Below are 25,752 nucleotides of genomic sequence, written 5' to 3' on the forward strand. Positions count from 1 at the left end.
CCATCGCCTTGTGGGAGGCTCAGCATGTCCGCGCACGATCATGCCGTTCTGAAACATGTGGAGACGGCGGCCTTCAGAACGCTCCTCAGATCCGTTGCCGGGTCGGTCTCCATCGTGGCCTCGGGCCAGGGGGCCGACAGGCGTGGTTTGACCGTCACCGCCGCCACCTCGCTATGCGTCGAGCCGCCGATGGTTCTTGCCTGCATCAACCGCAATGCCGAGGCGCATGACGTCATTCTCCGCACCGGCGCCTTTTCCTGGAACGTGCTCGCCGCCGATCAGGTCCGGCTGGCGGAACGCTTCGCCGCGATGGACGGCAGCAAGGGCGCATCGCGTTTCACCCCCGTCGACTGGCACGATCTGGCCACCGGCGCGCCGGTTCTTCTGCACTCGGTCTGTAGTTTCGATTGCAGGATAGAAGACACTCTCCAGGTCTCCACACATACCATCATCATGGGTGCGGTTGTCGCGCAGAGCCATAACCCTGACAAACGCTCCCTGATCTATGCCGCGGGCAGATTCGGAACCCTGGAATATTTCGACCTCGCGGTCCCTGGGAAATAACCCCTCTCCCGACCCTGCACCATAACCGTCCCGCAGACAGGCTTTCCGGACATCTCGGATCCGGAGAGAGGGTGGCGTGCGCGGTGCTGATCCCCGCCGCACCGTCTCGCCCACCCTCTCATCGCCCCCTCCTCCCCCATATCGCCCCCTCCCCCCTTCGATGCTGCTTGTCCGACGCTCCCCGTCGATATGGACCAGCCCCTTGCCCTGCTCGCCCACGTCGCCTCCTCCGGGAGCGGAACGTGAGCACTGCGTGCTGCCCGATACCGGGTTCCGACCGAAACCGACCCGGCACAACCGCGTATGCCCGGTCCTTTTGGAGACTGCAGGATGATCGAAGACGCAACCACAAAGGTGTCGGCGCCGCCGCTGACATCCACGCCGACCCGCCATCGGCGGTATGCCCTGACGATGCTGTTCCTCATCTACATGCTGAATTTCGTCGATCGCCAGATCGTCAATATTCTGGCGGAGCCGATCAAACGCGAGTTGGGCCTTGCGGACTGGCAGCTGGGATCGTTGACCGGGCTGTCTTTCGCCCTCTTTTATGCGGTTTTGGCCCTTCCGATCGCGCGATGGGCAGAGCGTGCGAACCGGGCCAGGATCGTCGCGCTCTCAGCGATCACCTGGAGCCTTTTCACAGCCCTCTGCGGCGTCGCCCAGAACTTCGCCCAGCTGTTCCTCGCCCGGGTCGGCGTCGGCGTCGGCGAGGCCGGCTGCACCCCGGCCTCTCAGTCTCTGATCACCGATTACACGACCAGAGAGAAGCGGGCCTCGGCGCTGGCCTTCTTTTCCATGGGCATTCCGGCGGGTTCGCTGGTCGGCATGATGGTCGGCGGCCTGATCGCGGACCAGCTCGGCTGGCGCGCCTCCTTCGCCCTGGTCGGCGTGCCCGGCATCATTCTGGGGCTTCTCGCGTTTTTTACCCTGCCTGAGCCACGCAAATCCGCCTTTGCCGCGAAAGAGGTGCAGACGACGCCCCCCCTCAGGGACGCGCTGCGCGAACTCGGCAGGAACCGCACCTATATCTGCCTGACGATCGCCATGGTCGCGATGAGTTTCGGGACCTACAGCAATCTCGGATTTCTGGGCTCCCATTACCTGCGCAACCATGCCGAGGGATTGGTCACCCTCGCCGCTGCGGTCAACGACCTCACCGGTCTTCAGCTGGGCGCCACCGGCTTTCTCGGCACGGCGTTGGGGCTGATCATCGGCATCTTCGGCGCGGCAGGCACCTGGCTGGGTGGCTGGGTCACCGACCGCGCCGTACGCCGCAACCTGAATGCCTATGCCACCATTCCCGCCGTGGCGGCGCTCTGCATGCCCTTTGCGCTGCTCGCAACCTATCTCACGTCGAATACATTGGCGGCGCTCTGCCTTCTGAGCCTGCCCATGATGCTGCAATCCATCTATTACGGCCCCATCTTCGCGACGGTCCAAAGCCTGGTCCGCCCGCGCAGCCGGGCAACGGCCACCGCCATCTTCCTGTTCTTCGCCAATCTGATCGGGCTTGGTCTCGGGCCGCTGTCGGTCGGCCTGCTCAGCGATTTTCTCGCCCCCTCGCTCGGCTCCGGTGATGCCATCCGCTGGGCCCTGATCAGCACCGCGGTGGTCTTCATCGTGGCCGCCACGGCCTTTCTGGCGGCGCGAAAGAGCATCCATCAGGACATCGTCAGTTGACGGGATGATCGTCCCGCAGGCCTCATACCCGAAGCAGATCCCGATCAGGCGGCCTCGCCTGATCGGGCCCCTTCCGTGCCGGATACCCGCGCCGACCTCGCGTCAGTCCCCCACGACCTCCGTCCGGTCCCGCAGATATCGACGCGGAGGTTGTCCCATGTGCTTTCTGAACATGGCGGTGAAAGCACTTGGGGAATCATATCCCAGCTCCTGCGAGATCGCCTGGACGGTCGCCCCCATCGACAGCCGCTGAACGGCCATCACGATATGGAGCTGCTGGCGCCACCGGCCGAACGGCATCCCGGTATGTTTCAGGACCAGCCGGGCAAAGCTGCGCTCGCTCATCGCGACCGCTGCCGCCCATTCCTTCAGGGTCCTGCGATCGTCCGGCGTCTCCAGCAATTGTGCTGCAATACGCTGTATTCGTGGATGGCTGGACACCGGGAAATGCAGCGGCTCCGCCTTCATCTGCGCAAGCTCGTCCAGAATGACCTGCGCCAGACGGCTCGTGGGGCCTTCCAGGGGATAGAGCGGCGGCTGGTTGGCCAGATGAAAGATCATCTCGCGCAGCATCGGGTTGATCGAGAATGTCGCGCAGGCATTCGGAAGCGGTGACACGCCTGTGGTGATGAACAGGCAATATGCCCGGCCGTTATCCGACATGGAGACGCTGTGGGGAATCTCTCCCGGAATCCAGACCGCGCCATTGGACGGAACGATACGAAGCCCGTCGAGCGTCCGGCACATGACCGAGCCTTCTGCCGCCACAACCAGCTGCCCCTTCCGGTGCTGGTGGATCGGCAATTCGTCATCGTCCACTTCGCGGCGGATCAGAAACGAGGTGACCGGCCGGGCAAGCTCGTCAGGATCAAGCGCGGCAAAGCTGACACGCAGGCCCGTGACATCCCATGGCCGCGCCACCGCCTCGCCGATCGTCGAGGCGTCCGGCCGTTTGGCACCCTTCCGCACAATCTTCGGCAATATTGCGGCCCCTCACGCATTCCACCGCGAAACATACGCCCAATTTGACAGTTTCGCGACATAAAATGGCAATCCAATAGATCCTGCCAAGGGTTGGTGTCGGATACACTCTCCGATGTGCACAGCCGGAAGGCAGATGGAAGGCGTATCGACCCGAGAGGTCTGTCCGGCGGTGTTTTCCGCCGTCGCGCCGGTTCTGAGCCAGGCCATCCGCTGTGCAAAGGGGAGACGCCATGATGAACGGGAGTCACCATCATGAACACGCTGACGCTCGACAGGACGGACATCAAGATCCTCAACGAGTTGCAGAAGGACGCTAATCTGACGAATGTCGAGCTTGCCGGGCGCATCAACCTGTCTCCGTCACCCTGCCTCACGCGCGTGAAGAAGCTGGAGCAGATGGGCATCATCGAGAGGCGGGTCACCCTTCTGAACCCGAAGGCGATGGGGCTTGAAATCAACGCCTATATCCAGGTCACGCTCGACAAACAGCCGCAGTCGGCGCTGGAGAATTTTCGGGAGTCGGTCGAGCGGATTCCGGAGGTGATGGAATGCAACTGGATGACCGGCGACTGCGACTTCCTCCTGCGCGTGATCCTGAGGAACGTCGAAGACCTTGAACATCTGATCACGAGCAAGCTGTCGAAAATCGAGGGCGTCGCCACCATCAGGTCCAACCTGGTTCTCAAACAGATCACCTACAAAACGGCGCTGCCCATCGGCACATCCCACACGATCATCGTCCGGCTCTGACACGGACCCTGTGCGACCTCGCCACCCGGAAGCGAAGCGGGGCTTGCCGATCACGGCCGGCCCCTCAATATCAAGGCGTGGCGATTTTCGTAGGCGCGCCCTGCGCACTCAACCATCGAAACCGGGCCGAAAACGTCGTAAAAGGGCGTGCCGTCATGTGCACGCCCCTCCTCAACAAGCCGAGGCCGCAGGAACCCCGTGAAAGATCAATGGCGTAAGATAGCCGTTGCCCCGATGATGGACTGGACCGACCGGCATGACCGCTATTTTCTGCGGCAGATCAGCCGGCGGGCGGTGCTGTTCACCGAGATGATCACCACCGGTGCCCTGATCTACGGGGATGCCGCCCGGCATCTGGCTTACGATCCGTCGGAACATCCGGTCGTGGTGCAGCTCGGCGGCTCGGACCCCAAAGATCTGGCGACAGCGGCCCGTATCGCCGCCGATGCCGGCTATGACGAGATCAATCTGAACTGCGGCTGCCCCAGTGATCGGGTCCAGTCCGGCCGCTTCGGTGCCTGCCTGATGGCCGAGCCGGCGCTGGTGGCGGAATGCATGGCCGCGATGAAGGCTGCGGTCGACGTGCCGGTGACGGTGAAATGCCGCATCGGCATCGACGACCAGGACGAGACCGAAACCCTGTTCCGCTTCGTCGAAACGGTGGCATCGGCCGGTGTCGGCGTCTTCTACGTCCATGCGCGAAAGGCCTGGCTCAAGGGGTTGAGCCCCAAGGAAAACCGGGAAATCCCGCCGCTGAACTACCCGCTGGTGCATGCGCTGAAGCGCGCCCGCCCGGATCTTGAAATCCTGATCAATGGCGGGCTGACCACGCTCGATCAGGCCGAGGTGGAGATCGGGGGCGGGCTCGATGGTGTGATGTTCGGCCGCGCCGCCTATCACGACCCCTATATCCTGGCCGAGGTCGATACCCGGTTTTACGGCGAGACCACCCGGATCCCGGATCGGTTCGAGATCGCCGAGCGCATGCTGCCCTATATCGAGGCCGAGTGCAGCCGCGGCACCAATCTGATCGCGATCACGCGTCACATGCTGGGCCTGTTTCAGGGCCTGCCCGGTGCCCGCGCCTATCGCCGGTATCTGAGCGAGAACCATGCCCGCAAGGGGGCCGGACCCGAGGTTCTCGTCGCCGCTCTCGACGAGATGCGCCGTCGCGGCCGCCATGCCGCCTGATGCTTGCAGGCCACCCATGCAACCTTTGCGTTCTTTTCCGCATGGCGCACTGCAGCATCGACTGCCATGATGCCTCTGACGTGATCTGTCGAGGCCGGGTGGAATGAGTACAGTATCGACATCCGAAACAGCGCCCACCCCCTTCATGCAGGGGCTGCGCGACGCCGTCCCGGTGGCGATCACCTTTCTGTTCATCTTCACCGCCTATGGCGCCGTTGCCCGCCAAACCGGTCTGGATGCGGCGGAAACCGTGGCGGTCACCCTCGCGATCTTTGCCGCGCCGGCACAATTCGTGATCCTGGAGCCGTTGAAGCAGCACGCCTGGATCACGGTTGCCGGCATCGCCCTGGTGGTGAACTTCCGCTTCCTGCTGATGGGCGCGGCGCTGGTTCCGCATTACGGATCCCTGCCCCATCGCCGGGTGCTGCCGCCGCTGCTCTTCCTCTCGGCCAGCACCTTCGCGCTGGGCTATACCTGGGCCAATCAGCATGCCACCCGGTCGGCGGCAGAAAAGCTGCGCTATTATGTGGGGGTGGTCACGCTGTCGGTGCCGCTCGCCGCGGGCGGTTCCGTCGCAGGCTTCCTGGCCGATGACATTCTGCCCGCAGAACTTTCCGCCCTGCTGCTGCTGGTGATGCCGGTCTATTTCACCACGCTCCTCGCCAAGGCGGCCCGGCGGCGGGCGCCTTTCATCGCCGGCCTTATCGGCTTCGTGCTGGTCGACCCTGCGGATCAGCTGGTCCCCGGTTTCGGCCTGATGATCGTGGCGGTCACCACCGGACTGGTCATCGTTCTGGTCGAGGAAATCGGCGCCCGCCACGGGAGGGCTGCATGACCGCTCTGCTCGACTCGTTGATGACCGACTGGCGGGTCTGGCTCGCGATCCTGCTCGCCGGCGTGATCAGCCATGCCCTCCGGCTGCTGCCCTTCGTGGTTTTGAAAGCGCCCGACAACGCCGCCGCCAGCCCCCTCTTCCGCTTTTTCGACTATGCCGCCTTCGCCGTGTTGGGCGGGATCATCGGCAGCGCCCTGCTGGCGCCCCAGGCGGGGCGACCGCTGATGGGCTATGCCCATCCCGGCACGCTGGTCTCGGTGGTGGTGGTGGTCGAATGCTTCCTGATCGCCCTTCGCCTGGATCGCCCTTTGCTGATCGTGCCGATCGGGCTTGCCAGCCACGCCCTGCTCACGGCCCTGCTGGTCGGCTGACGCTTGTCTCACCCCCGCGACCTGACCTATGCTTCGGGCATGGGGTCCGGTCGGCCCCGCCCGTCCGCGGAAAGGGCTGCGCCCGCGACCGACGAGAGATATGGCCGATCATTCCGTCGCCCTTTCCCTCGTCCGCCGGCGGACACGGACGGTACCGGAAAGGGTTTCCGTGATGACCGACCGGCGTTCTGCGCCCGCAGTGCGACCCGAACCATTCCTTCTCGACCTCGATCAACAGCGTCGCCAGGCACGTGAGTTGCTCCGTGCCGCCCGGGCGGGCGATCCCGATGCCCGGGCGCGACTGCACCGCCACTGGCGCCGTGCCGACCGGCCAGCCGTGCTGGCTGATGCGCTTCACGTCATCGCCCGCGAGCTGGGGCTCGCCTCCTGGCCGAAGCTCAAGGCCCATATCGCAGCGCTCGACGCGGCCGGCGCCGCCATCGCCGGCGCGCATCCGGTGGCAGACGAAGCCCCCGGAACCGTTCACCTGCGCTGTGGCAGCGATATTCGCGACGGCCTGCGCCTCGCCGGCTTTACCGGTGACTTCCTGGAAGTCTCGGACCCGATCTGCCATGGCCCCGTACCCGAGGGCGACGACATCATCGGGGTCCGCGCCCGCTTCATCGCCCGCAGCTATCAGAGCCTCCCCGGGCTGACCGTGGCTGCCGTCACCGACAAGCTCACCCGCGAGGCTGAGGGGCTCGCCGCAGCCGCAGGCGGCACCAGGCCCGTGGTGCTCTGGATGGAGCATGACCCTTATGACCAGCTGATCCTGGCCCGATGCCTTGCCGCCTTCGCGGCAGCCGGCCGCTGCGAGGGGCTGCAGCTGATCCTGCGCGACGGCTTCCCCGGCCGGGCGCGCTTCATCGGCCTCGGCCAGTTGCCACCGCCGGCGCTGCGCCTGCTTTGGGCCGAGCGTCGGCCGGTCACCCGCGACATGCTCGGGCTTGGCCAGGCGGTCTGGGCAGCCCTGCGCCGGCCCGATCCGCGCGATCTGGCGGCGATTGCCGCCGGCAGCACCCCTGTCTTGCCCCAGATGGCCCCGGCACTACGCCGGTATCTGGCCGAACTGCCTGGGCTCGGTGACGGCCTGTCGCTGACCGAACGCCTGACGCTGGAGATGATCGCCGAGGCCCCGGACGCGCCACCGACCGCCGGCCGGTTGTTCGGCCGGCTGATGCGCGAGACCGACCCCCTGCCCTGGCTGGGCGACGCCATGTATCTCGCGATCCTGCACCAGATGACGCAGGCCGGCGATCCGGCGATCCGCCTGATCGATGCCCCGGATGGCGATCCCTATCGGGCGACCGTCGCGTTGACCGACGCCGGGCGGGCGGTGCTTACCGGCCGTCGCGATGCCCTCAGCCTCGCCCCGCCGCCGCGTCAGCAGGGCGGCGTGCTCATCGATCCCGCCGCCCGCCACTGGCGTTGGGACCGCGATGCCGAACGCGTCGTCGAAGCCGGCCCCGCCATCAGTTGACGACATGATGCCGAAAGGAAACGGCCCCGCGCATCACGCGCGGGGCCGCCATATGTCACTGATCGTCGTGGATCAATAATAGGCGTACTTGCCGTTGCTCCACTTATAGACCACGTAGCCGGGGGCAGCCACATCGCCCTTGGCGTCGAAGCTGATATTGCCCAGCACGGTGTCGAACTTCATCGAGTGGAGGTTCTTGTTCACCGCCTCGAAGTCGACCGACTTGGCGGCATTGGCCGCCTGGGCCCAGGCCTGAACCGCGCCATAGGTGTAGAGGGTATAGCCCTCGGGGTCGAAGCCCGATTCCTGGAACTTCGCCACAACAGGGGCCGCCGCCTGGTTCAGCTTCGGATCCGGGCTGAAGGTCATCAGCGCGCCCTCGCCGGCCGGGCCGGTGATCGACCACCATTCCTCGGTGACCATGGCGTCGCCCGACATCAGCACCGCGTTCAGGCCGGCTTCCTTGGCCTGGCGCTGGATCAGCGCCGATTCGGTGTGATAGCCGCCGACATAGATCAGCTCGATGCCCTCGTTCTTCATCTTGGTGACGAGGGCCGAATAGTCCTTTTCGCCGGCGGTATAGGCCTCATACATGGCCTCCTGCACGCCCAGCTTGTTCAGGTTCTTCTTGGTCTCATCCGCCAGACCCTGACCATAGGTGGTCTTGTCGTGCAGAATCGCGACCTTCTTGCCCTTGAAATGCTCGTTGATGAAGGCGGCCGCCACCTCGCCCTGCTGGTCGTCGCGACCGCAGGTGCGGAACACGCCCGAGAGGCCGCGTTCGGTCAGCTGCGGGTTGGTGGAGCCCGGCGAGATCTGGACGATGCCCTCGTCATTGTAGATGTCCGACGCCGGGATCGACGACGACGAGCACCAGTGGCCGGCGACGAAGACCACGCCGTCCGACACCAGCTTGTTGGCCAGCGACACGGCCTGCTTCGGATCGCAGGCATCGTCGCCCACCACCAGACGCAGCTGCTCGCCGTTCACGCCGCCGGCGGCGTTGATGTCCTTCACCGCCATTTCGGCGCCGTTGCGCATCTGGGTGCCGATGACGGCGTACTGGCCGGTCATCGGGCCCGCAACCGAGATCACGATCTCGGCCTGCGCCGCACCGGCCAGCGCCAGCGTCGCCACGGCGCCGAGCAGCGCCCCCTTGAGACCGCGATTGATCGAAGTCCTGGTCATGGTCTGGTCGTCTCCCTGTTGACCCGCGCCGACGGGCGATCACGCCCGCTCCCCCGGCACGGAAACCCATCTCAATCGTCCTGGGCGCCAGCGCCCGGGCCTCAACCGCCCTGAGCCTGGGACCCTGCCGGTCTCAGCCGGCAGCCCCGCCCTTCTCGCGCCAGCCGAAAATCCCGGCGCGCTCATAGGCCCATGGATACTGCTTCACCATCATCATCGCGTTATACGCACGATAGACGATCATCGCGATCGCGACGAGCACCACCGCATCCACCACATAACCGGTGAAGGATATCAGCTCACCGTCATAGAGCGCGTATTTCAGGAACCGCGACGCCGCGGCCAGCAGCATGCCATAGGGCACGGCATGCCAGACCGGCCGCCAGGTCATGGCCAGCGCGCGGCCGGTCATGTAGGCGCAGAAGCCCATCAGCGCCAGCGTCACGCCGATGAAGACCGGCAGGCTGCTTCCGATCACGGCTTCCATGAACCGTTCCCCCCATCGATACCGCGCATCAATGCCCGCCCTCCAGATAGGCCCGCCGGACCTCCGGATCGGCCAGCAGCGCCTGGCCGGTGCCCGAGGTGACGATCTGGCCGGTGGCCATCACATAGCCGCGATGGGCCAGTTTCAGCGCATGGAAGGCGTTCTGTTCCACCAGGAAGATGGTGATCTTCTCAGACGTGTTGATTTCGCGGATGATCGAAAAGATCTGCTTCACCACCAGCGGTGCCAGGCCCAGCGACGGCTCGTCGAGCAGCAGCAGCCGTGGGCGGCTCATCAGCGCCCGGCCGATCGCCAGCATCTGCTGTTCACCGCCCGACAGCGTGCCGCCGCGCTGATTGCGCCGCTCCTTCAGCCGCGGGAACAGGTCGAAGACCCGCTCCAGATCCTGCGCGAAATATTTGGGATCGGTGGTCACCGCTCCCAGCTGCAGGTTCTCGATCACCGACATGCGCGGGAAGACCCGCCGGCCCTCGGGCGACTGGGCAATGCCCATACGCACGATCTGGTGGGTGTCGAGCCCGGTGATGTCCTGGCCGTCGAAGACGATCCGGCCGGACCGCGCCCGCGGATTGCCGCAGATGCTCATCAGCAGGGTCGACTTGCCGGCGCCATTGGCACCGATCAGCGACACGATCTCCCCCTCGGCCACCGACATCGACACGCCCTTCAGCGCCTGGATGTTGCCGTAGAAGGTTTCCAGCCCCGAAATCTCCAGCATCACTGCGCCTCCGGGCTGATGCCGAGATCGGCTGCGACCTCGGGCGGCAGCTCGTCATCCTCTTCCTCGCCCAGATAGGCGCGGATGACGGCGGGGTCGTTGCGCACCGCTTCCGGCAGGCCGTCGGAAATCTTGCGGCCGTAATCCAGCACCACGACGTGGTCGGAAATGGTCATCACCACGCTCATGTCGTGTTCGATCAGCAGCAGCCCCACCCCGTCGCGGTCGCGGATCGAGAGCAGCAGATCGTTGAGTTCCAGCGATTCCCGCGGGTTGAGCCCCGCCGCCGGCTCGTCCAGGCACAGCACCGCCGGGCGGGTGCACATGGCACGAGCAATCTCGAGCCGGCGCTGATGGCCATAGGGCAGCTCGCTCGCCAGCCGGTCGGCATGGTCCATCAACTCCACCCGGCGCAGCCAGTCGACCGCCAGCTCAAGCGCTTCGGTCTCGACCTTGCGATAGGATGGCAGGCCGAACAGGCCGGCGATGGAGAAGGCGGAGGCGCGCATCAGCAGGTTGTGCTGGGCGACCAGCAGATTCTCGAGCACAGACAGGCTCGGGAACAGCCGGATGTTCTGGAAGGTGCGCGCGACACCGGCGCGGGCGATGCGGAAGCCGTCCATCCGCTCCAGCTGGCGGGCACCTTCCGCGGTGTGCAGCGTCAGCGCCCCCGCCGTCGGCCGGTAGAAACCGGTCAGGCAGTTGAACACCGTGGTCTTGCCGGCGCCGTTCGGGCCGATGATCGCGGTGATCTCGCCCTTGGCGGCGGTGAAGCTCAGATCGTTCACGGCGGTCAGCCCGCCGAAACGCATGGTCAGGTGCTCGACCTCGAGCAGCGGCGCCGGGGCGGTGGTCGCGCGGGGCGCCGCGGTTGCGGTCGTCGTCATCCGATGGATCCTCCCCGCCTCATCCGTCGCGCCCATTGAGGCCCAGCCTGGACCTCAATCGCGAGAGCTGCATGGTCGGCTCGCGGAAGGCGAGCAGGCCGCGCGGCCGCCAGATCATGATCAGCACCATGGCGAGGCCGAAGAACAGCATGCGGAACTGCTGCAGATCACGGGCGAGTTCCGGCAGCAGGATGAGCAGGATGGCGGCCAGAACCACGCCGACCTGGCTGCCCATGCCGCCCAGCACCACGATCGCCAGGATCACCGCACTTTCGGTGAAGACGAAGCTCTCGGGGCTGATAAAGCCCTGACGGGTGGCGAAGAAGGCGCCGGCGAAGCCGCCGAAGGTGGCCCCCAGCGCGAAGGCCGAGAGCTTCACATTGGTGGGATTGATGCCCAGCGACCGGCAGGCGATCTCGTCCTCGCGCAGGGCCTCCCAGGCGCGGCCGATCGGCAGCTTGCGCATGCGCAGCACCACCAGATTGGTGATCAGCGCCAGCGCCAGGATCAGGTAGTAGAGGAACACCACCCGGTGTTCCGAGGAATAAGAGAGCCCGAACAGCTCGTGGAAGGCGGTCTCGCCCTCGCCCGCATTGCGGGTGAACTCGAACCCGAAAAAGCTCGGTCGCGGAATGCTGGCGATGCCGTTGGGGCCGCCGGTGAACCAGCTCCAGTTCAGCAGCACCACGCGGATGATCTCGCCGAACCCAAGCGTCACGATCGCCAGATAGTCGCCGCGCAGACGCAGCACCGGATAGCCGAGCGCGATGCCGAACGAGGCGGCGAACAGCCCGGCCAGCGGCAGGCAGGCCCAGAAGGACCAACCGAAATAGGCGTTCAGCAGCGCATAGGAATAGGCGCCGACCGCATAGAAGGCGACATAGCCGAGGTCGAGCAGACCCGCCAGGCCGACCACGATGTTGAGGCCCCAGCCCAGCATCACATAGATCAGCACCAGGGTGGCGAGGTCGACCGAGGTGCGGTCCATGAACGGCATCAGCGGCAGGATGATCGCCACGACGATACCGCCCCAGCCGATGCCCTTCAGATATTTCGCCACACCCTGGCCGGCATGGGTGCCGGCGCGGGCGCCGCCATGGGCCGGGCCGCGGACCCGGGCCCAGGTGGTGATGGCCAGCCGGCCGAAGAACACCGCGACGACCGCGATGATCAGCCAGTCCCAGCGCGGTTCCACCACCACGACCGGGCCTTCGGCGACGGTCTTGAGACCCAGCATCGGCAGGGCCAGGATGAAGGCGACGAAGGCGGCGAGACCCGCATCCTTGATCGCCGCGCCGACGGGATTAGGCCGGCCGGCGGCAGGGGTTCCGGTGGTGGTCGCCATCAGACCTTCTCCACCTCAGGCTGGCCGAGCAGGCCGGTGGGCCGGAAGATCAGCACCGCGACCAGGATCGAGAAGGCCGCCACGTCCTTGTATTCGGCCGAGAAATAGCCGGACCAGAAGGCCTCGATCAGCCCCAGCAGCAGCCCGCCCAGCATGGCGCCGGGCAGCGAACCGATGCCGCCCAGCACGGCCGCGGTGAAGGCCTTCAGCCCGGCCAGGAAGCCGATGAAGAAGTCGATCACACCGTAATAGAGCGTGACCATCAGCCCGGCCACCGCAGCGAGCGCCGCCCCCATCACGAAGGTCAGCGCCACCGTCCGGTTCACGTCGATGCCGAGCAGGGATGCCATCTTCATGTCCTGCTCGCAGGCGCGCTGGGCGCGGCCGAGCGGCGTCTGCTTGATCACCAGAGTGAAGGCGGTCATCGCCGCAACGGTGGTCAGCACGATCAGGATCTGGATGTAGGAGATGGTGACGGCGTTGTCGCCGAAACCGTGGATGCTGATCCCGCCCGAGATCACCGGCTGCAGCGCCTTGGTGCGCGCGCCTTGCACGATCTGGACGTAATTCTGCAGGAAGATCGACATGCCGATGGCCGAGATCAGCGGCGCCAGGCGGAAGGATCCGCGCAGCGGCCGATAGGCCACGCGCTCGATCGTCCAGCCATAGGCGGCGGTGAAGGCCATCGCGATCAACAGCACCATCAGCAAGGCGAGCGGCACATAGGTAATGCCGGCCATGCCGAGCACCGAGAAGGCGATCAGCGAGATGAAGGCACCGATCATGTACACCTCGCCATGGGCGAAGTTGATCATGCCGATGATGCCGTACACCATCGTGTAGCCGATGGCGATCAGGCCATAGATGCCGCCGAGCGTGAGCCCGTTGACCAACTGCTGAAGAAAGTAGTCCATGACCCCCCGATACGGTCTTGGTCACGGCCGTCATGACGCGCAGCCCCTGACATCGTCATCCCGTCTGCCCGGCTGGTCGCCTCCGTCGGACACACACGTCCTGCAACCGGCATCCCCTCTCCCCCGAGAGAATGGCCCTGTGCTTCCGGCAGGTTTCTGACCTGACCCGCCGTCCCGGTCGTGAACGTGGTCCGAACGGATGAGGCCTTCCCCCTGGTCATCCGTGATCGCCCGTCATGTCCTGCAATCGTCTTGCAGCCCCCGGTGTCGAGGCTTCTCTGCGACCCCCCGGTCGCGGCCTCGATCCCCTGTCATCGATCTGTCGAAAAGAGTAGCCACTGGCCACAGGGTGCGGCAAGCCCCGAATGCCGCTTTCCCGAAGATTTGCGCGCACGGCACTATCGCATCGCGTTCCTTCCGGGAAACTCGGGAGGCACATGCAACTTCGAACATATTCGCCGGTCTCGTCCACCATCAGTGGACGGCGGATCCGGCCGGTCGGCGACCGCGGACCGTCACACGATGATCGAACGGCCGCCGGGGCGCGGAACCATAGCGGGCGCCGCATCCCGTGCAGGTCGCGCCCCCGCATTCCGGCGGTTGCGGACATAGGCGAGCTTGTCGCGCGCCAGCCGCGCCAACGCCGCCTCGGGCGTGCCGTGGGGCGCCATGAACGCCACTTCCTCGCCCGTGGCCGCATCCACGGCTGCCACTCTCAGGAAGCCTGCGGTCGCGGTTATCTCCAGCAGGATATCGGCATCGGCTGCCATGGGCGGATCCTTCGGCGGATGATCCGGATAATCTGGCCCCGCCCGGCCGGCGACACAAGTCGCACCGATACAAGAACGGCGCCGGAGGAAGCCCTCCGGCGCCGTCGGTTCGGATGCCTGCGGAAAAGGCGGATCAGGCGACCGCAGCCCCCTGGCGGCAATCGAGGCCGAGCTCGCTCCAGACCGAGAGCAGCGCTTCGACCAGATGGTCCATCATCGCGTCGTCATGGAAGGGGCTGGGCGTGAAGCGCAGCCGTTCGGTACCGCGCGGCACGGTCGGGTAGTTGATCGGCTGGACATAGATGCCGTGCTCGTCCAGCAGCAGGTCGCTGGCCTTCTTGCACGCCACCGGATCCCCCACCATCACCGGCACGATATGGCTGACCGACGGCATCACCGGCAGGCCCGCTTCGGCGAGCAGCCGCTTCAGCCGGGCCGCACGCTCCTGATGGCGGGTGCGCTCGACCGTGCTTTCCTTCAGATGCCGCACGCTCGCCAGCGCACCGCCCGCGATCGCCGGCGGCAGCGAGGTCGAGAAGATGAAGCCCGGCGCATTGCTGCGGATGAAATCGACCGTCGCGGCCGAGGCGGCGACATAGCCGCCGACCACACCGAAGGCCTTGGCGAGGGTGCCCTGGATCAGGTCGATCCGCCCCATCAGCTCCCGCGCTTCGGCGACACCGCCGCCACGCGGGCCGTAGAGGCCCACGGCGTGAACCTCGTCGATATAGGAAAAGGCGCCATGGCGTTCGCAGACATCCAGGATCTCCGCGATCGGCGCGATGTCGCCATCCATCGAATAGACCGATTCGAAGGCCACGATCTTGGGCGCCGCGGGGTCGACCGAGGCGAGCTTCGCCTCAAGATCGGCCGGATCATTGTGCCGGAAGATGTGCCGCGCCGCCCCGGAATGCCGGATGCCGGCGATCATCGAGGCATGGTTGAGCGCGTCGGAGAACAGATGACATCCGGGCAGACCACGCGCGAGGGTCGAAAGCGCCGCCTCGTTGGCGTTGTAGCCCGAGGTGAACAGCAGGGCCGCTTCCTTGCCGTGCAGATCAGCAAGCTCTGCTTCCAGCAGCACATGCAGATGGTTGGTCCCCGAAATATTGCGCGTGCCGCCCGCACCGGCGCCCATGTTCCGCACCGCATCCTGCATGGCCGCAAGCACCTTGGGGTGCTGGCCCATGCCCAGATAGTCGTTGCTGCACCAGACGACGATGTCGCGGGTCCCCTGGGGACCGTGATGGGTGGCGCGCGGGAAAGCGCCGGCATGGCGTTCGAGATCGGCAAAGACGCGGTAACGGCCTTCGCGCTTCAGATCAGAGAGCGCGGCCTCGAAAAACGCCTGATAGTCCATCACTAACCTCACAACACGTCGTGACGCGGTCCGCCCGGCGGTTCGTCCGTCGGGCTCGAGACCCACGTGCCGGGAAGGCTTCTCCCGCAGGACCGGTTCCGGTGGGGGACCGGTCGGAACGGGGCGCTTCCTCTTGGCTCGGACACGTCACGCACCCGAACCGGCGTATCGGCCAGAGACCGGCAGTGCGGCCCGAAACCGGCGTCGCCCGAGGCGTGACATGTTCATGCCACAAAGATAGGCCGACAGCCTACGCGACACAACGACGCGCCGCGGATGGACGCCCGGAAATTCAGGCGTCGACCGGCTCTGCGGCACTCGATCGGCCCTCGTCACCCGCAACTGCGAGGCGGTAGCGCTCGGTGGTGCGATCAACCCGGCGGGCCAGCTCGCGCATGATCTCCACCGCCATCTGCGGCACCTGCGCGATCAACTGGAAGAACAGTTCCTTGGAAATCCGGAGCGCGATGACCGGGGTTGCCGCCACCACCGTCGCGGTCCGGGGCACATCGCACAGAATGGCGATTTCGCCGACCACGTCGTTGCGGCCCAGATCGGCCACTTTCAACGGGCCGCGCGGGGTTGCGACCTGCACCTCGGCCGAGCCCTCGACGATGATGAACACCGCATCACCGACATCGCCCTCGGCAAACACCCGGTCGCCCGGATCGAAGGTCAGCCGCTCGCTGGTGAAGGCGACGAGCTTGAGCTTGGCCGGCTCGATGTTGGCGAACATCGGCACATTGCGCAGCACTTCGACATCGCGAATCAGGCTCACCGTCGCCTCCTGCACCTTTGCAGCCGGGTCATCGCCGGCGCCCATTCCCTTGCATGCATCCCACGGGACGCATTCCCCGATCGCGCACCGTCAGCCCTCGGACGTCAGGCGGCGGAAGGCGCTGCCTTCCTGATCGATCTCGTCCGGCGTGCCGGTTTGTGCAACCCGCCCGCCCTGCATCACGACCACACGGTCGAAACTCCGCGCCAGCGCCGGGCGTTGCAGCGACCACACGATGCAATGCCCGGCCATCGCCTCGCGCAGGCGCTCCACCAGATCCACCTGCTCCAGCGTGTCGACGGCGGAGGTCGCTTCCGACAGGACCAGCAGATCCGGCCGCTTGAGCAGCGCCCGCGCGATCGCCGCCTTCTGGCGCTGTGCATTCGACAGCCTGGAACCGCCGGAGCCCACCTGGAAGGCCAGCCCCGCGGCCATCACCACGTCGCGCAGCTCCGCCTCGTCGATCACCTGGGCGAGCTTCTGCCCCACTTTGCCGCGCGCCTGGGCCTGGCCGTGGACGATGCGTCCGAACAGGATGTTGTCCTGGATGGAACTGCGGGCATGATAGCGCGTCCGGTCGAAGAACTCGATCCGTGCCTTGAGGTCGCCGGGTCCGTGTTCCATCAGGCGCTTGCGCGCGATCAGGATCCGCTCCCGCACCCGATCGTCGAGCACGTCCAGCCGGTGACGGGCGGGGATCAGCTGCAGGGCCAGACCGACCAGGCGGCGACGTTCCTGGGCGTCGAGTGCGCCCACCCCCTCGCGCTCGATACGGTTCAGCAGCGTCTGATACCCCGGCAGATCTTCCGACGAGATGAAGCTGTACTGCTCGAAGAACTCATGGTCGGGCGGCAGGTCGGCGAAGAGTTCGATCATCGTGGCAGCGATACGCCGGCCGGCCTCGACCAGATCTGCATCCAGCGAACCATCGGTCAGCACCTCTTCGACGAAGGGATGCTCGACCAGCGCCTCCAGCTCTTCACCATCGCCGCGCGGGGCGCCGAACAGCAGGTTTTCGGCGACACTGGCGTTGTCGTTCCAGCGCTCCACCTCGAAGGGTTCGACCAGCTTGCCCAATCCTTCCGCGCCGAGGGCGCTGTGGAATTTCTCGCGGCCTTCCAGCACCCGGGCCGCGCGTTCGGGCTCCGCCTCCGGATCGATCCGGCCGCGCAGGCCCAGTGCAAAGACGTCGTCGTCCAGCCGCACGATCTTCAGGGCTTCGATCATCCGGCGTTCGACCGCCTCGATCCCCTCGCCGCCGACCGCGTCGTAATCGATCCAGTCGGCGTTGATATCCCATTCGCAATTGCCCGAGCGCCGGGCCTCGTTCAGGTCCCGCTCCCACAGCCGCTTCGCCTCTCCGTCCAGCTCGCGCGCGATGACCGGGCGATGCTTCAGACCGTAGAGCAGGTTGTCGGCCAGGGCGCCGTTGAAGAACACGGTCGAGGCGCCGACGAAGGCGATGCGCCGCCCGACCACCGCATCGGGCAGGCCGGCCAGATCCTGGCCGCCGATCGTCACCCGTCCCGATTGCGGGTCGGCCAGACGCGCCAGGATCAAGGCCAGTTCGTGCTTGCCGCTGCCGGCGCCGCCGACCACGGCGGTATGGGCATCGAGCGGCAGATGCAGGCTCACCCCTTCCAGCAGCTGGATTTCGCCCTCGTCGGCCAGGCTGACGCCCGAGAGGACGATCTCCCCCGTGAAGGGCTCGATCTTGGGCGGATCCGACAGAAGACGGTCGGGATCGATCATGCCGGCGGGCTCGAACTGGGCCACGACCTGCTCATACTTGATCCGCGCGTCTTCCTTCATCTGATAATAGGCGAGCAGTTCCTTCCACGGCGAATACAGCTCCTTATAGGCGCTGATCACCGCCACCAGCGCACCGATCGACAGCTGCCCCTTGATCACCAGATAGCCGCCGATAGTGAAGAAAAAGAACGGGCCGAGCTGCGAAATGAAATTGTTCAGAAACTTGATAAAGAACTTACGGATATAGATTTCGTAGCGAACCCAGAACACGCCGTTCATGCGGTTCGCGAAATCCGCCAGCTCATAGGCCGCTGTATCGTTCGATCGGATTTCCTGAATACCGGTGATCGTCTCGCCGATCCGGTCAGAGACCTTGCGCATCAGCCGCACCCGGGTCTTGCCCAGGTTGTTGACCTTGCGCTGCAGCTTCGGGATCAGATAGATCTGGATCGGATAGAGCGAGATCGCGGCCAGCCCCATCAACGGGTCCTGCACGAACAGAAAGGCCAGAATGGTCAGCAGCGTGCCGCCCTGATAGGCGGGGGTTGCGATCGCCTCGGCGATGTAGCCGCCAAGCGGCTCCACCTCGCTGGTGATCATCGGAATGGTCTCACCGGCGCTGGTCCGGCGGAAATGCGGCAGCGGGAAGCGCAGCACCCGCATAAACAGGTCATAGCGCAGCCGCCGGAGCATGCGCTCGCCCAAGAGGCCCTTGTAGACGTTGATGACGTATTTGAAGGCCTGGTTGACGATGACCAACAGCAGGAAGATGGCGCAGAGTGCAAACAGATATTCCAGCTGATCGAATTCAAACCCGAAATAGGTCTTCGGGAAATCGCTGCCCTGGATCGCCTTGTTCAGGATGACCTTGGGCAGGTCCAGAAAGATATAGAGGAAGGGGAAGGATGCGACGGTGAGGATCAGAAGGATGATCTGATGTCGCAGACTATGGCGAACGATATAGCGGAACAGCGAATGTTCCATCGATACGCACCCCTTCTTGTTCTTCTTGTCCGCCCCCACGAAGGCCGGAATCGCCCCATCCCGGCAGCCGCCCCTCCGGCCGCCGATCAGCCTAAGCGCAGCGCAGGCCGGCCGCAAGTCCGACGGTCGGAAGACGGCCGGGGGCAGTGCCCGGATATGTCGTCCGTTCAGCCCCCTCCCCCCAATTCCAGTCCCCCAAATCCGGTCCCCCTGTTCAAGGCCCCCTGTTCGGGCGCCCCCCGTTCCGATGGTTGTGGGGGCCGAGACCGCAATGCCATCGTCGCGTCAAGGACGGGTTAACCATAGTCCGTAAACACGGCCCGGCATCGCCGGGGCCGGTGCATCACGACGCGATACGATCAGGGGCTAGAGGCCATGCAGATTTCTCTCCGGTTCCGGGGCACGGCCTCGGTCGCCGCGCTGGCGGTTGCACTTTCGTCCACCGTGGCATCCACCGGGGCCTTCGCCCAGGCGATCATCGACAACGGGACGGTCCAGCTCGGCATCAATCCCGAAGGCAACCTGGTCGTGCCGCGCTCCGCGCCTACGCCGATCGGCCTGACCTATCTTCCCGAGAAGAATACCGGCGGCAGCTTCGGCGAAGCGCTGGGGCCCGGCTGCGCCTGCGAAGGCTGGGGCATCGCCGATATCGGCACCACCCTGTTCGGCAAGGCGGGCGAAAGTTTCGGCACCGCCAATATCGACCCTGCCAGTATCGACCTGACCGTCAGCGGCACCGGCACCCATGCGACATCCACGGGCAGCGCCGCCCGATCGGTGGTGAATGTGGTCGAGCCGGGCGCCGATGGCCGGGTGCTGCAGGTCACCCATGATTTCAAGCCCATCGACGGCGTGGAGAACCTGTATCAGGTCGACGTCACGGTGAAGAACATCTCGGCCTCGGCGGCTGGCGAGGTTGCGAAGCTGATCTATCGCCGTGCCATGGACTGGGATATTCCGCCCACCCAGTTCTCCGAGGTCGTCACCATTCAGGGCTGGCCGGCAACCAAGCTGATCGCCGTCAGCAATAACGGCTTCGCCGACGGCAATCCCAACACGCCGCAGGGCGCGATCCCGGCGACAGGCACGGTCGCCAACGGCAACTTCACCAATGGCGGCCCGTCCGACCATGGCGCCGTGTTCGACTTCGATTTCGGCAAACTGCCGGTCGGCGAAGAGGTGACCTTCACCATCTATTACGGGGCGGCCGGCAACGAGGCACAGGCGCTGGCGGCGCTCAAAGCCGTCGGTGCCGAGATCTATTCGCTCGGCAAGCCCTCGGACGGCCCCCGAAGCGACGCCGATGCCGGCACGCCCAACACCTTCATCTTCGCCTTCGCGGGCGTCGGCGGCACGCCGATCGGCGGTGGCGGTGGCGGCGGCGGGTTGACCATCCCCTATGCCAACGCCTTCCGGCAGATGGCCTTCGCTATGGCGCGCGAACATATGCGCCTGGTCTCGCAGCGTCTGACCGGCCTTTCGCATGGCGGTGAAGGCACCGAAGTGTTCTGGGGTGGGCGCTCGGGCATGATCACCGCCCTCGCCGCCCCGCTCGCCCAGCTGGTCTCGGCTGAAGAGGATGGCGGCATCCAGCTGGCCCAGCTGGCCCAGAATGCCGCCGCAGCGCCCGCCGGCAACACGGCCCAGGCGCGCGATATGGGCGGTGTCGAAGGTCTGCGCGCCTATGTCACCGCCTCATACTCCGTGGGTGAGATCGACGGCACCCGGGCCAGCGGTGTCACGGTCGATTACGATGCCATCAACCTGGTCGGCGGGGTCGATTACGAGGTGTTGCGCGACGAGGGCGGTTTCGACAGCCTGCTGTTCGGTGCCGGTTTCGGCTATGGCGATTATGATGGCGAGATCGACAGCACCCGCACCCGCATCGACACCCGCGGCTATACCGCCATGCTCTACGGCTCGGCCACCTTCGCGAAATCGGCCTATGCCGATCTGACCCTCGCCCATAGCTGGCTGGATTACGACTATCGCCGCGACACCGGCACCGGCGACGTCACCGCCACGCCGGACGGAAGGGAATGGGGCGGCACGCTGCGGGTCGGCTATGACTTCCGACCCCGCATCAGCCGCTTTTCCCCCACCCGCTGGGTGTTCGGGCCTTTCGTCCAGGGCCAGTATCTGAAGGCCGATATCGACGGCTTCACCGAACGGGGCACCGGCGGCGTCACCTTCGAAGATCAGAACGCAAAGTCGGTCACCTCGCAGCTTGGCATGCATGCCTCGGTGATGCGGTCGATGGATTGGGGCGCGCTGATCTTCTCGGGCCGCATGGCCTGGGAACATGAATACGAGGACGGCGCCGACGCCGTCACCCTGTCGAGCGGCACGGCGCCCATCGACAAGGTCGATCCCGACTACGCCCGGCTGGAATTCGGCGTCACCGCGCTGATCGGCAACGACGTCGCGCTGACCGCCGACTATGCAACGCTCGCCGGCGACAAGTACCGGACCGAACATACCGGTCGGCTGCGTCTGCGCATCGGCTTCTGAGATCGCGGCATTGCGGGCGTGGGGGCGTCGCGACGGCGGGCCTCAGCGGCGGCCGGGCAGGCGCAGCCCGGCCCCGCCGCGCTCGCGCATCACATCCTCGCGGAAGGCATGCAGTTCGGCCGGGCGGCCGCCGGTCTCGTTGGTCATCCGGCCGGTCGGTTCCACCAGCCCCGCCTGCAGCACAAGCCGCCGGAAGTTCTGCTTGTGCAGCCCGCGCCCGGCCAGGGCTTCCACCGCCGTCTGCAGCCCGGTCAGGGTGAAGGCGGGGGGCATCAGCTCGAAGACCAGCGGGCGGTAGGCAAGCTTGCCGCGGATGCGACCGATGGCGGTCGCCAGGATGCGGCGATGGTCGAAGGCCATCGCCCGCCCCATGCTCCACCCCTTGGCCGGCACGCCGCCGTCACTGCCCCCGCCGGGGGCTGCGGCGACGCCGAAGCTGCGGTCCCGCACCGCTTCGGCCACCAGGCCCGCCTCGTAGAGCAGCTCATAGCGCTCCAGCACCATTTCGTCATGCCAGTCGGCCGCCTCGCCGGCGCCGGCACCGAAGGCCAGGTCGACCCGGGCCCGCCGCCGCACCCGCTCGGCCGAGGCCGCCGCGGCGACCCAGGCTTCCAGCTTGGGCCGGATGACATCCCGCACCACGGACGGTATGCCGGCCCGGCGATCCTCCCACGGAAACAGATCGTACCAGGACCGCCAGCCCGCCTCGGTATCGGCCGGCGGCACCGCCTCGCGGACGAGGGCCAGATAGCCGATCGACACGATCCGCGGCCCCCCCTGCCATTCCCGCGGGTCACGGCCGCGATCGGCAAAGGTATAAAGCTGTTCCACATAACCGAGCGGCAACCGGGTCTGCGCCGTCACCCAGGCGCGCAGACCGCTTTCCAGCGTCCGGTGCGCCTCGGGCCGGAACGGGCCGGCCGGCAGGGCGTCGCCTTCATCGCCATGCACCACCAGAATGCGCGGGTCATCATCGGTGACCGCCACGATGGCGGCGGCAAGCCCGACCACCACACCGCCCTCGCCCGGGCCACGCACGGTGGACTGGACGTGATGTTCGACCGGCGGCGGAAGGTCGGAACCCGTCATGGGGGGATGCCTCGCGCCGGTCAGCCGTGCGGAACCCAGGGGGCCAGCAGATCCATGCGATCATAATCGGCAAAGCCGTTCTGCCGGATGACCACGGTGACCCGTTCGATATAGTCCCCGCCCAGTTCGGAGTACCGGGTCAGGTGGCGCAGCAGCAGGCCGCCATCCAGCTGTTCACCCATGCGACGCATCATCTGACGCTCGGCCCGGAACTCGGCATAGGCGGGATGGCTGTTCAGGGTGCGGACATAATCGATGACCGATTCGACGATCGTCTCGTAGGGCTTCACCACGAACAGCGCATCGTCCCAGGTCATCACGCCGAACAGCGCATTGCCTTCCCGCGCCGACCGGGACGTGCCCCAGCCGGATTCAAGGGCCGCCTGCCCCAGCGCCAGCGAGGTGGGAATGGCGTCGACGCGGGCCAGCAGGTCGTCCAGATCGGTGGCCTTGCCGCGATAGAAGCGGGCGATCTGGGCGATCCAGGCCTGATCGCGCGGGCTGGGGGTGATGCCCGCCCGCACATCGCGCAGAATGGCCTGAAGCCGGGCCCGTTCGCCCAGCACGGCATTGTTGACCGCAACGATTGCCGGCAGCACCGCGCCCAGGAAACGGGATTTGCGCTCATCGCCCATGGCGGCGTCGATGTCGCCCGGCAGCCGGATCGGCGGAAGCGCGCTCGTCCGGGACCGGGCGGTCGGAAGCGGCGTCACGACCGGCCGGGGCGTGCTCAGCACCGCGACATCCAGCCCGCCCTCTTCCACCGCCCACGGCATGGTCACCAGGGGTGTGCGTGGGGGCAGATGGCGGATCAGATCAGACGCAGCCGCAGCCTGGCCACCGGTCAGCCCCGCCGACACGGCCATGCCGAGCGCGCAGGCCAGCAGGCGAGCACGGCATCCGGTCGCGATTGGAGGGCTGTGGCGATATCCCGTCATGTCCAGATGGATAGCCGAGCCGACCAACCGGGTCCAGAGGAAAGCGCCGTCATCCGGCAGCCTCCCCCCGGGGCCGGGGGGCAGGCCACGTTGTGCGGTTCAGCTCACCGGCCCCCAGGGGCCGGTCCCAACCCGACAGGCGGTGACATAGTCGGTGTCGGTCTTCGTCCCCTCCAGGACGGTGGCGCGCAGGTCGCGACAGAAGCGCCCCCCCCTTGTGCCGCGCTCCCGGCCCGGCGTCACCAGCATCAGCGTGCCGTCGGCCAGGGTCCATCTTGCCGTCTGCGCCGGCGCCGCCTCGTTCAGAACCACGGTCAGGCAGCGCCGATCCTGTTCGGAGAGATGACTGTCCAGGTTGTCACCGAAGATGCCCGTCGCGGCGGGTTCGACCACGGCCGAGGCGGCGCACATGCCGGTGTGGGCGTCGTCGGCCCGGGCCGGGCGGACATCCAGCGCCATCGGCAGCGTGACAGAGATGACGAGAGAAAAGGTAATCGACCATCGGGGGGAACGGTACATCACTTATACCAGTCTCAGTTGTCGCGCCCCCCCGAACAAGGGGGAGTGTCATCAAGCTGCAGCATGACGGCCCGAAGGTCGAGCGAAAACGTCCCCAACCGATCACCTGAAGAAGGCGGATCATCGGGCCAATGGCAGCTCCACCGCCATGCGGAGACCGCCTTCCTTGCGATTCTCCGCCCGGATCAATCCGCCGGCCGCCTCGATATTGCGACGGACGATCCACAACCCGATGCCGAAATTGCCGGCACCCGGCATGCGCTGGCTGTCGTCGCGGATCGAGACATAGCGTTCGAAGATCCGCTCCAGATCGCCCGGCGGCACGCCCGGGCCCTGATCATCGACCAGCACCCGCACACGGCCCTCGGTGACGGTCGCCGTCACGACGACTTCGGTGCCGGGTTTCGTGAAGCTGAGCGCGTTGTCGAGCAGGTTCTGCATGACCGTCTCGATCATGTCGGCCCCCACCCTGACCGGGATGTTGCGATCGATCCGGCCGACCACCCGGCGGTCGCCGGTGGTGCGGGCATTCTCCTGATACTCGTCGACGATGTCTTCCAGCAGGGCAGAGAGGTTGAGCGGCGTGCGCGGCGGGTTGAGCAGGTCGGCCACGGTCTCCTCGATCCGGCGCGCGGCATTGACCAGCACGTCGAGCCGCTGCACCGACCGCTCGATCAGGTCGAGCGAGCGGCGACCGCGCAGATCATCGGCGGGAACTGAGCGCTTCAGCGGCTCGATGCTCTGGGAGATGACGGCGATCGGGGTCTTGAAGGCGTGGGCGTTCTCTTCGGCCGTGCGGCGCATGGTCTCCGCGGTCCCGCGCAGATCGCGCACCATGTCGTCGAAAGACCGGGCCACGTCGTTCAGCTCCGGCACCCGGTTCATTTCCGAGAAGGAGCGCTGGGTGCCCGGATCCTTGCGGATCCGGCGGGCGACGCCGGCAAAGCCGCGGATATTGCGCCAGACACTGGTGAACAGCCACAGCACGACCAGCGCCAGGGTCAGATAGACCGCACCGGCGAAGCGGACTTCCGGCATCTGCCAATAGGGCCGGGCCAGGCTCTGCCCCACGATCCCGTCCGTCGCATGGGCCGTGATCACCACCCAGCAGCCCATGGCGGCATCGATCGGGGTCAGAGAGGTCAGCACCTCCACCTGCCCCTTGGGGTTGGTGTATTCCACCGCCAGCGGCCGGCCGCCGCCGCAGGTATCCGCCAGCCGGTCCAGAACCCCGGTCTCGATCAGCTCGGCGCGTTCTTCCTGCAGATAATCCACCGGCACGGCGGGGACCGAGGCGATGTAGAAAAACGAATTGCGGTTCGCCTCGTTCGACGGGCGCAGCATCAGCTTGATCGAGACGTCGGGCTGCGCCATGCGCTCGATGGTCTGGCGCACGCGGGGCACGGCGGCCGCATCGAATTCCGACAGCAGGGGGACCAGCGCCTGGGCAACAAGATTGCCCTGGCGCTGGACACTGTCGAGAAGCAGGGTCCGCTGCTGACGATCCGCCTCTTCGAACTGGTCGTAGAGGATCATCGGGACGCTGAAGAACACGACCAGAAGAATGCCGAGCTTGACGGCGAAACTGTCGACCGTTCGTCTCAGCGCACGCAGCAGCGTCATCCCGCCGCCGCCC

23 protein-coding genes are annotated in these 25,752 nt (G+C 66.2%); 8 read left to right on the forward strand and 15 right to left on the reverse strand.

Translation table 11 applies throughout. The features are described from left to right. Positions 1 to 24: 24 nt before the first annotated feature. Positions 25 to 564, forward strand: coding sequence for a flavin reductase family protein (locus tag CMO28_RS24430; RefSeq protein WP_296718365.1), 540 nt, complete (start codon positions 25 to 27; stop codon positions 562 to 564). 330 nt (positions 565 to 894) lie between these two features. Next, a complete protein-coding gene (locus tag CMO28_RS24435; RefSeq protein ID WP_296718367.1) occupies positions 895 to 2,244 on the forward strand; it encodes a spinster family MFS transporter in 1,350 nt (449 codons plus the stop codon). Positions 2,245 to 2,346: 102 nt separating this feature from the next. Here CMO28_RS24435 and CMO28_RS24440 read toward each other — a convergent pair whose 3' ends face one another. Beyond that, positions 2,347 to 3,225, reverse strand: coding sequence for an AraC family transcriptional regulator (locus CMO28_RS24440; RefSeq protein ID WP_296718370.1), 879 nt, complete (start codon positions 3,223 to 3,225; stop codon positions 2,347 to 2,349). 255 nt (positions 3,226 to 3,480) lie between these two features. Here CMO28_RS24440 and CMO28_RS24445 point away from each other — a divergent pair, with 255 nt between their 5' ends. The 5 genes from CMO28_RS24445 to CMO28_RS24465 all read left to right on the forward strand — a co-directional run bounded on the left by CMO28_RS24445 (position 3,481) and on the right by CMO28_RS24465 (position 7,855). Then, entirely contained in the window at positions 3,481 to 3,978 is a 498-nt protein-coding gene (locus CMO28_RS24445) for an Lrp/AsnC family transcriptional regulator (protein WP_014745555.1), read from the forward strand. 198 nt (positions 3,979 to 4,176) lie between these two features. Further along, positions 4,177 to 5,169, forward strand: a complete 993-nt coding sequence (gene dusA / locus CMO28_RS24450) for a tRNA dihydrouridine(20/20a) synthase DusA (RefSeq protein WP_296718374.1) — start codon at positions 4,177 to 4,179, stop codon at positions 5,167 to 5,169. Between the two features lie 103 nt (positions 5,170 to 5,272). Then, the gene (locus CMO28_RS24455) at positions 5,273 to 6,004 is read left to right on the forward strand and encodes an AzlC family ABC transporter permease (RefSeq protein WP_296718376.1); all 732 of its coding nucleotides are present in this window, start codon (positions 5,273 to 5,275) and stop codon (positions 6,002 to 6,004) included. After that, entirely contained in the window at positions 6,001 to 6,375 is a 375-nt protein-coding gene (locus CMO28_RS24460) for an AzlD domain-containing protein (RefSeq protein WP_014745558.1), read from the forward strand. Before CMO28_RS24455 ends, CMO28_RS24460 begins: the two co-directional genes overlap by 4 nt. A 256-nt stretch (positions 6,376 to 6,631) precedes the next feature. Continuing rightward, the gene (locus CMO28_RS24465) at positions 6,632 to 7,855 is read left to right on the forward strand and encodes a DUF1835 domain-containing protein (protein ID WP_296718380.1); all 1,224 of its coding nucleotides are present in this window, start codon (positions 6,632 to 6,634) and stop codon (positions 7,853 to 7,855) included. A gap of 72 nt (positions 7,856 to 7,927) precedes the next feature. On the opposite strand, the gene CMO28_RS24470 is transcribed toward CMO28_RS24465, so the two are convergent. The 10 genes from CMO28_RS24470 to CMO28_RS24515 form a co-directional block, all read right to left on the reverse strand. After that, a complete protein-coding gene (locus tag CMO28_RS24470) occupies positions 7,928 to 9,043 on the reverse strand; it encodes a branched-chain amino acid ABC transporter substrate-binding protein (RefSeq protein WP_296718382.1) in 1,116 nt (371 codons plus the stop codon). Between the two features lie 133 nt (positions 9,044 to 9,176). Further along, positions 9,177 to 9,530, reverse strand: a complete 354-nt coding sequence (locus CMO28_RS24475; protein ID WP_062763810.1) for a DUF6867 family protein — start codon at positions 9,528 to 9,530, stop codon at positions 9,177 to 9,179. A 28-nt stretch (positions 9,531 to 9,558) separates the two neighbouring features. Beyond that, positions 9,559 to 10,269, reverse strand: a complete 711-nt coding sequence (locus CMO28_RS24480) for an ABC transporter ATP-binding protein (RefSeq protein WP_014745562.1) — start codon at positions 10,267 to 10,269, stop codon at positions 9,559 to 9,561. Next, positions 10,269 to 11,156, reverse strand: a complete 888-nt coding sequence (locus CMO28_RS24485; protein ID WP_296718389.1) for an ABC transporter ATP-binding protein — start codon at positions 11,154 to 11,156, stop codon at positions 10,269 to 10,271. The genes CMO28_RS24480 and CMO28_RS24485 overlap by 1 nt, the downstream gene beginning before the upstream one ends. 19 nt (positions 11,157 to 11,175) lie before the next feature. Further along, entirely contained in the window at positions 11,176 to 12,501 is a 1,326-nt protein-coding gene (livM, locus tag CMO28_RS24490) for a high-affinity branched-chain amino acid ABC transporter permease LivM (RefSeq protein ID WP_014745564.1), read from the reverse strand. Then, on the reverse strand, positions 12,501 to 13,415 hold the full coding sequence (locus CMO28_RS24495; RefSeq protein ID WP_014745565.1) for an ABC transporter permease subunit: 915 nt from the start codon (positions 13,413 to 13,415) through the stop codon (positions 12,501 to 12,503). The genes livM and CMO28_RS24495 overlap by 1 nt, the downstream gene beginning before the upstream one ends. A 515-nt stretch (positions 13,416 to 13,930) precedes the next feature. Further along, the gene (locus CMO28_RS24500) at positions 13,931 to 14,185 is read right to left on the reverse strand and encodes a DUF6898 family protein (protein WP_296718396.1); all 255 of its coding nucleotides are present in this window, start codon (positions 14,183 to 14,185) and stop codon (positions 13,931 to 13,933) included. A gap of 133 nt (positions 14,186 to 14,318) precedes the next feature. Then, positions 14,319 to 15,545 carry a 5-aminolevulinate synthase gene (hemA, locus tag CMO28_RS24505; RefSeq protein WP_296718399.1) on the reverse strand — a complete coding sequence of 409 codons (1,227 nt, stop codon included), beginning with the start codon at positions 15,543 to 15,545 and terminating at the stop codon, positions 14,319 to 14,321. 292 nt (positions 15,546 to 15,837) lie between these two features. Continuing rightward, positions 15,838 to 16,368 carry a cyclic nucleotide-binding domain-containing protein gene (locus CMO28_RS24510; RefSeq protein ID WP_322111407.1) on the reverse strand — a complete coding sequence of 177 codons (531 nt, stop codon included), beginning with the start codon at positions 16,366 to 16,368 and terminating at the stop codon, positions 15,838 to 15,840. Between the two features lie 45 nt (positions 16,369 to 16,413). After that, entirely contained in the window at positions 16,414 to 19,059 is a 2,646-nt protein-coding gene (locus CMO28_RS24515) for an ABC transporter transmembrane domain-containing protein (RefSeq protein ID WP_296718406.1), read from the reverse strand. A gap of 375 nt (positions 19,060 to 19,434) precedes the next feature. Here CMO28_RS24515 and CMO28_RS24520 point away from each other — a divergent pair, with 375 nt between their 5' ends. Then, a complete protein-coding gene (locus tag CMO28_RS24520) occupies positions 19,435 to 21,570 on the forward strand; it encodes an autotransporter outer membrane beta-barrel domain-containing protein (protein ID WP_296718408.1) in 2,136 nt (711 codons plus the stop codon). 42 nt (positions 21,571 to 21,612) lie between these two features. Here the strand turns inward: CMO28_RS24520 and CMO28_RS24525 are convergent, their stop codons facing one another. The 4 genes from CMO28_RS24525 to CMO28_RS24540 all read right to left on the reverse strand — a co-directional run bounded on the left by CMO28_RS24525 (position 21,613) and on the right by CMO28_RS24540 (position 25,739). Further along, on the reverse strand, positions 21,613 to 22,659 hold the full coding sequence (locus CMO28_RS24525; RefSeq protein ID WP_296718412.1) for an NUDIX hydrolase: 1,047 nt from the start codon (positions 22,657 to 22,659) through the stop codon (positions 21,613 to 21,615). Positions 22,660 to 22,679: 20 nt separating this feature from the next. Further along, positions 22,680 to 23,525, reverse strand: a complete 846-nt coding sequence (locus tag CMO28_RS24530; RefSeq protein ID WP_296718415.1) for a glucosaminidase domain-containing protein — start codon at positions 23,523 to 23,525, stop codon at positions 22,680 to 22,682. A 171-nt stretch (positions 23,526 to 23,696) separates the two neighbouring features. Next, the gene (locus tag CMO28_RS24535) at positions 23,697 to 24,116 is read right to left on the reverse strand and encodes a hypothetical protein (RefSeq protein WP_296718418.1); all 420 of its coding nucleotides are present in this window, start codon (positions 24,114 to 24,116) and stop codon (positions 23,697 to 23,699) included. Between the two features lie 120 nt (positions 24,117 to 24,236). Beyond that, positions 24,237 to 25,739, reverse strand: a complete 1,503-nt coding sequence (locus CMO28_RS24540) for a sensor histidine kinase (RefSeq protein WP_062763818.1) — start codon at positions 25,737 to 25,739, stop codon at positions 24,237 to 24,239. Positions 25,740 to 25,752 lie beyond the last annotated feature (13 nt).

The organism is Tistrella sp., from assembly GCF_002684955.1.
Classification (GTDB): domain Bacteria; phylum Pseudomonadota; class Alphaproteobacteria; order Tistrellales; family Tistrellaceae; genus Tistrella; species Tistrella mobilis.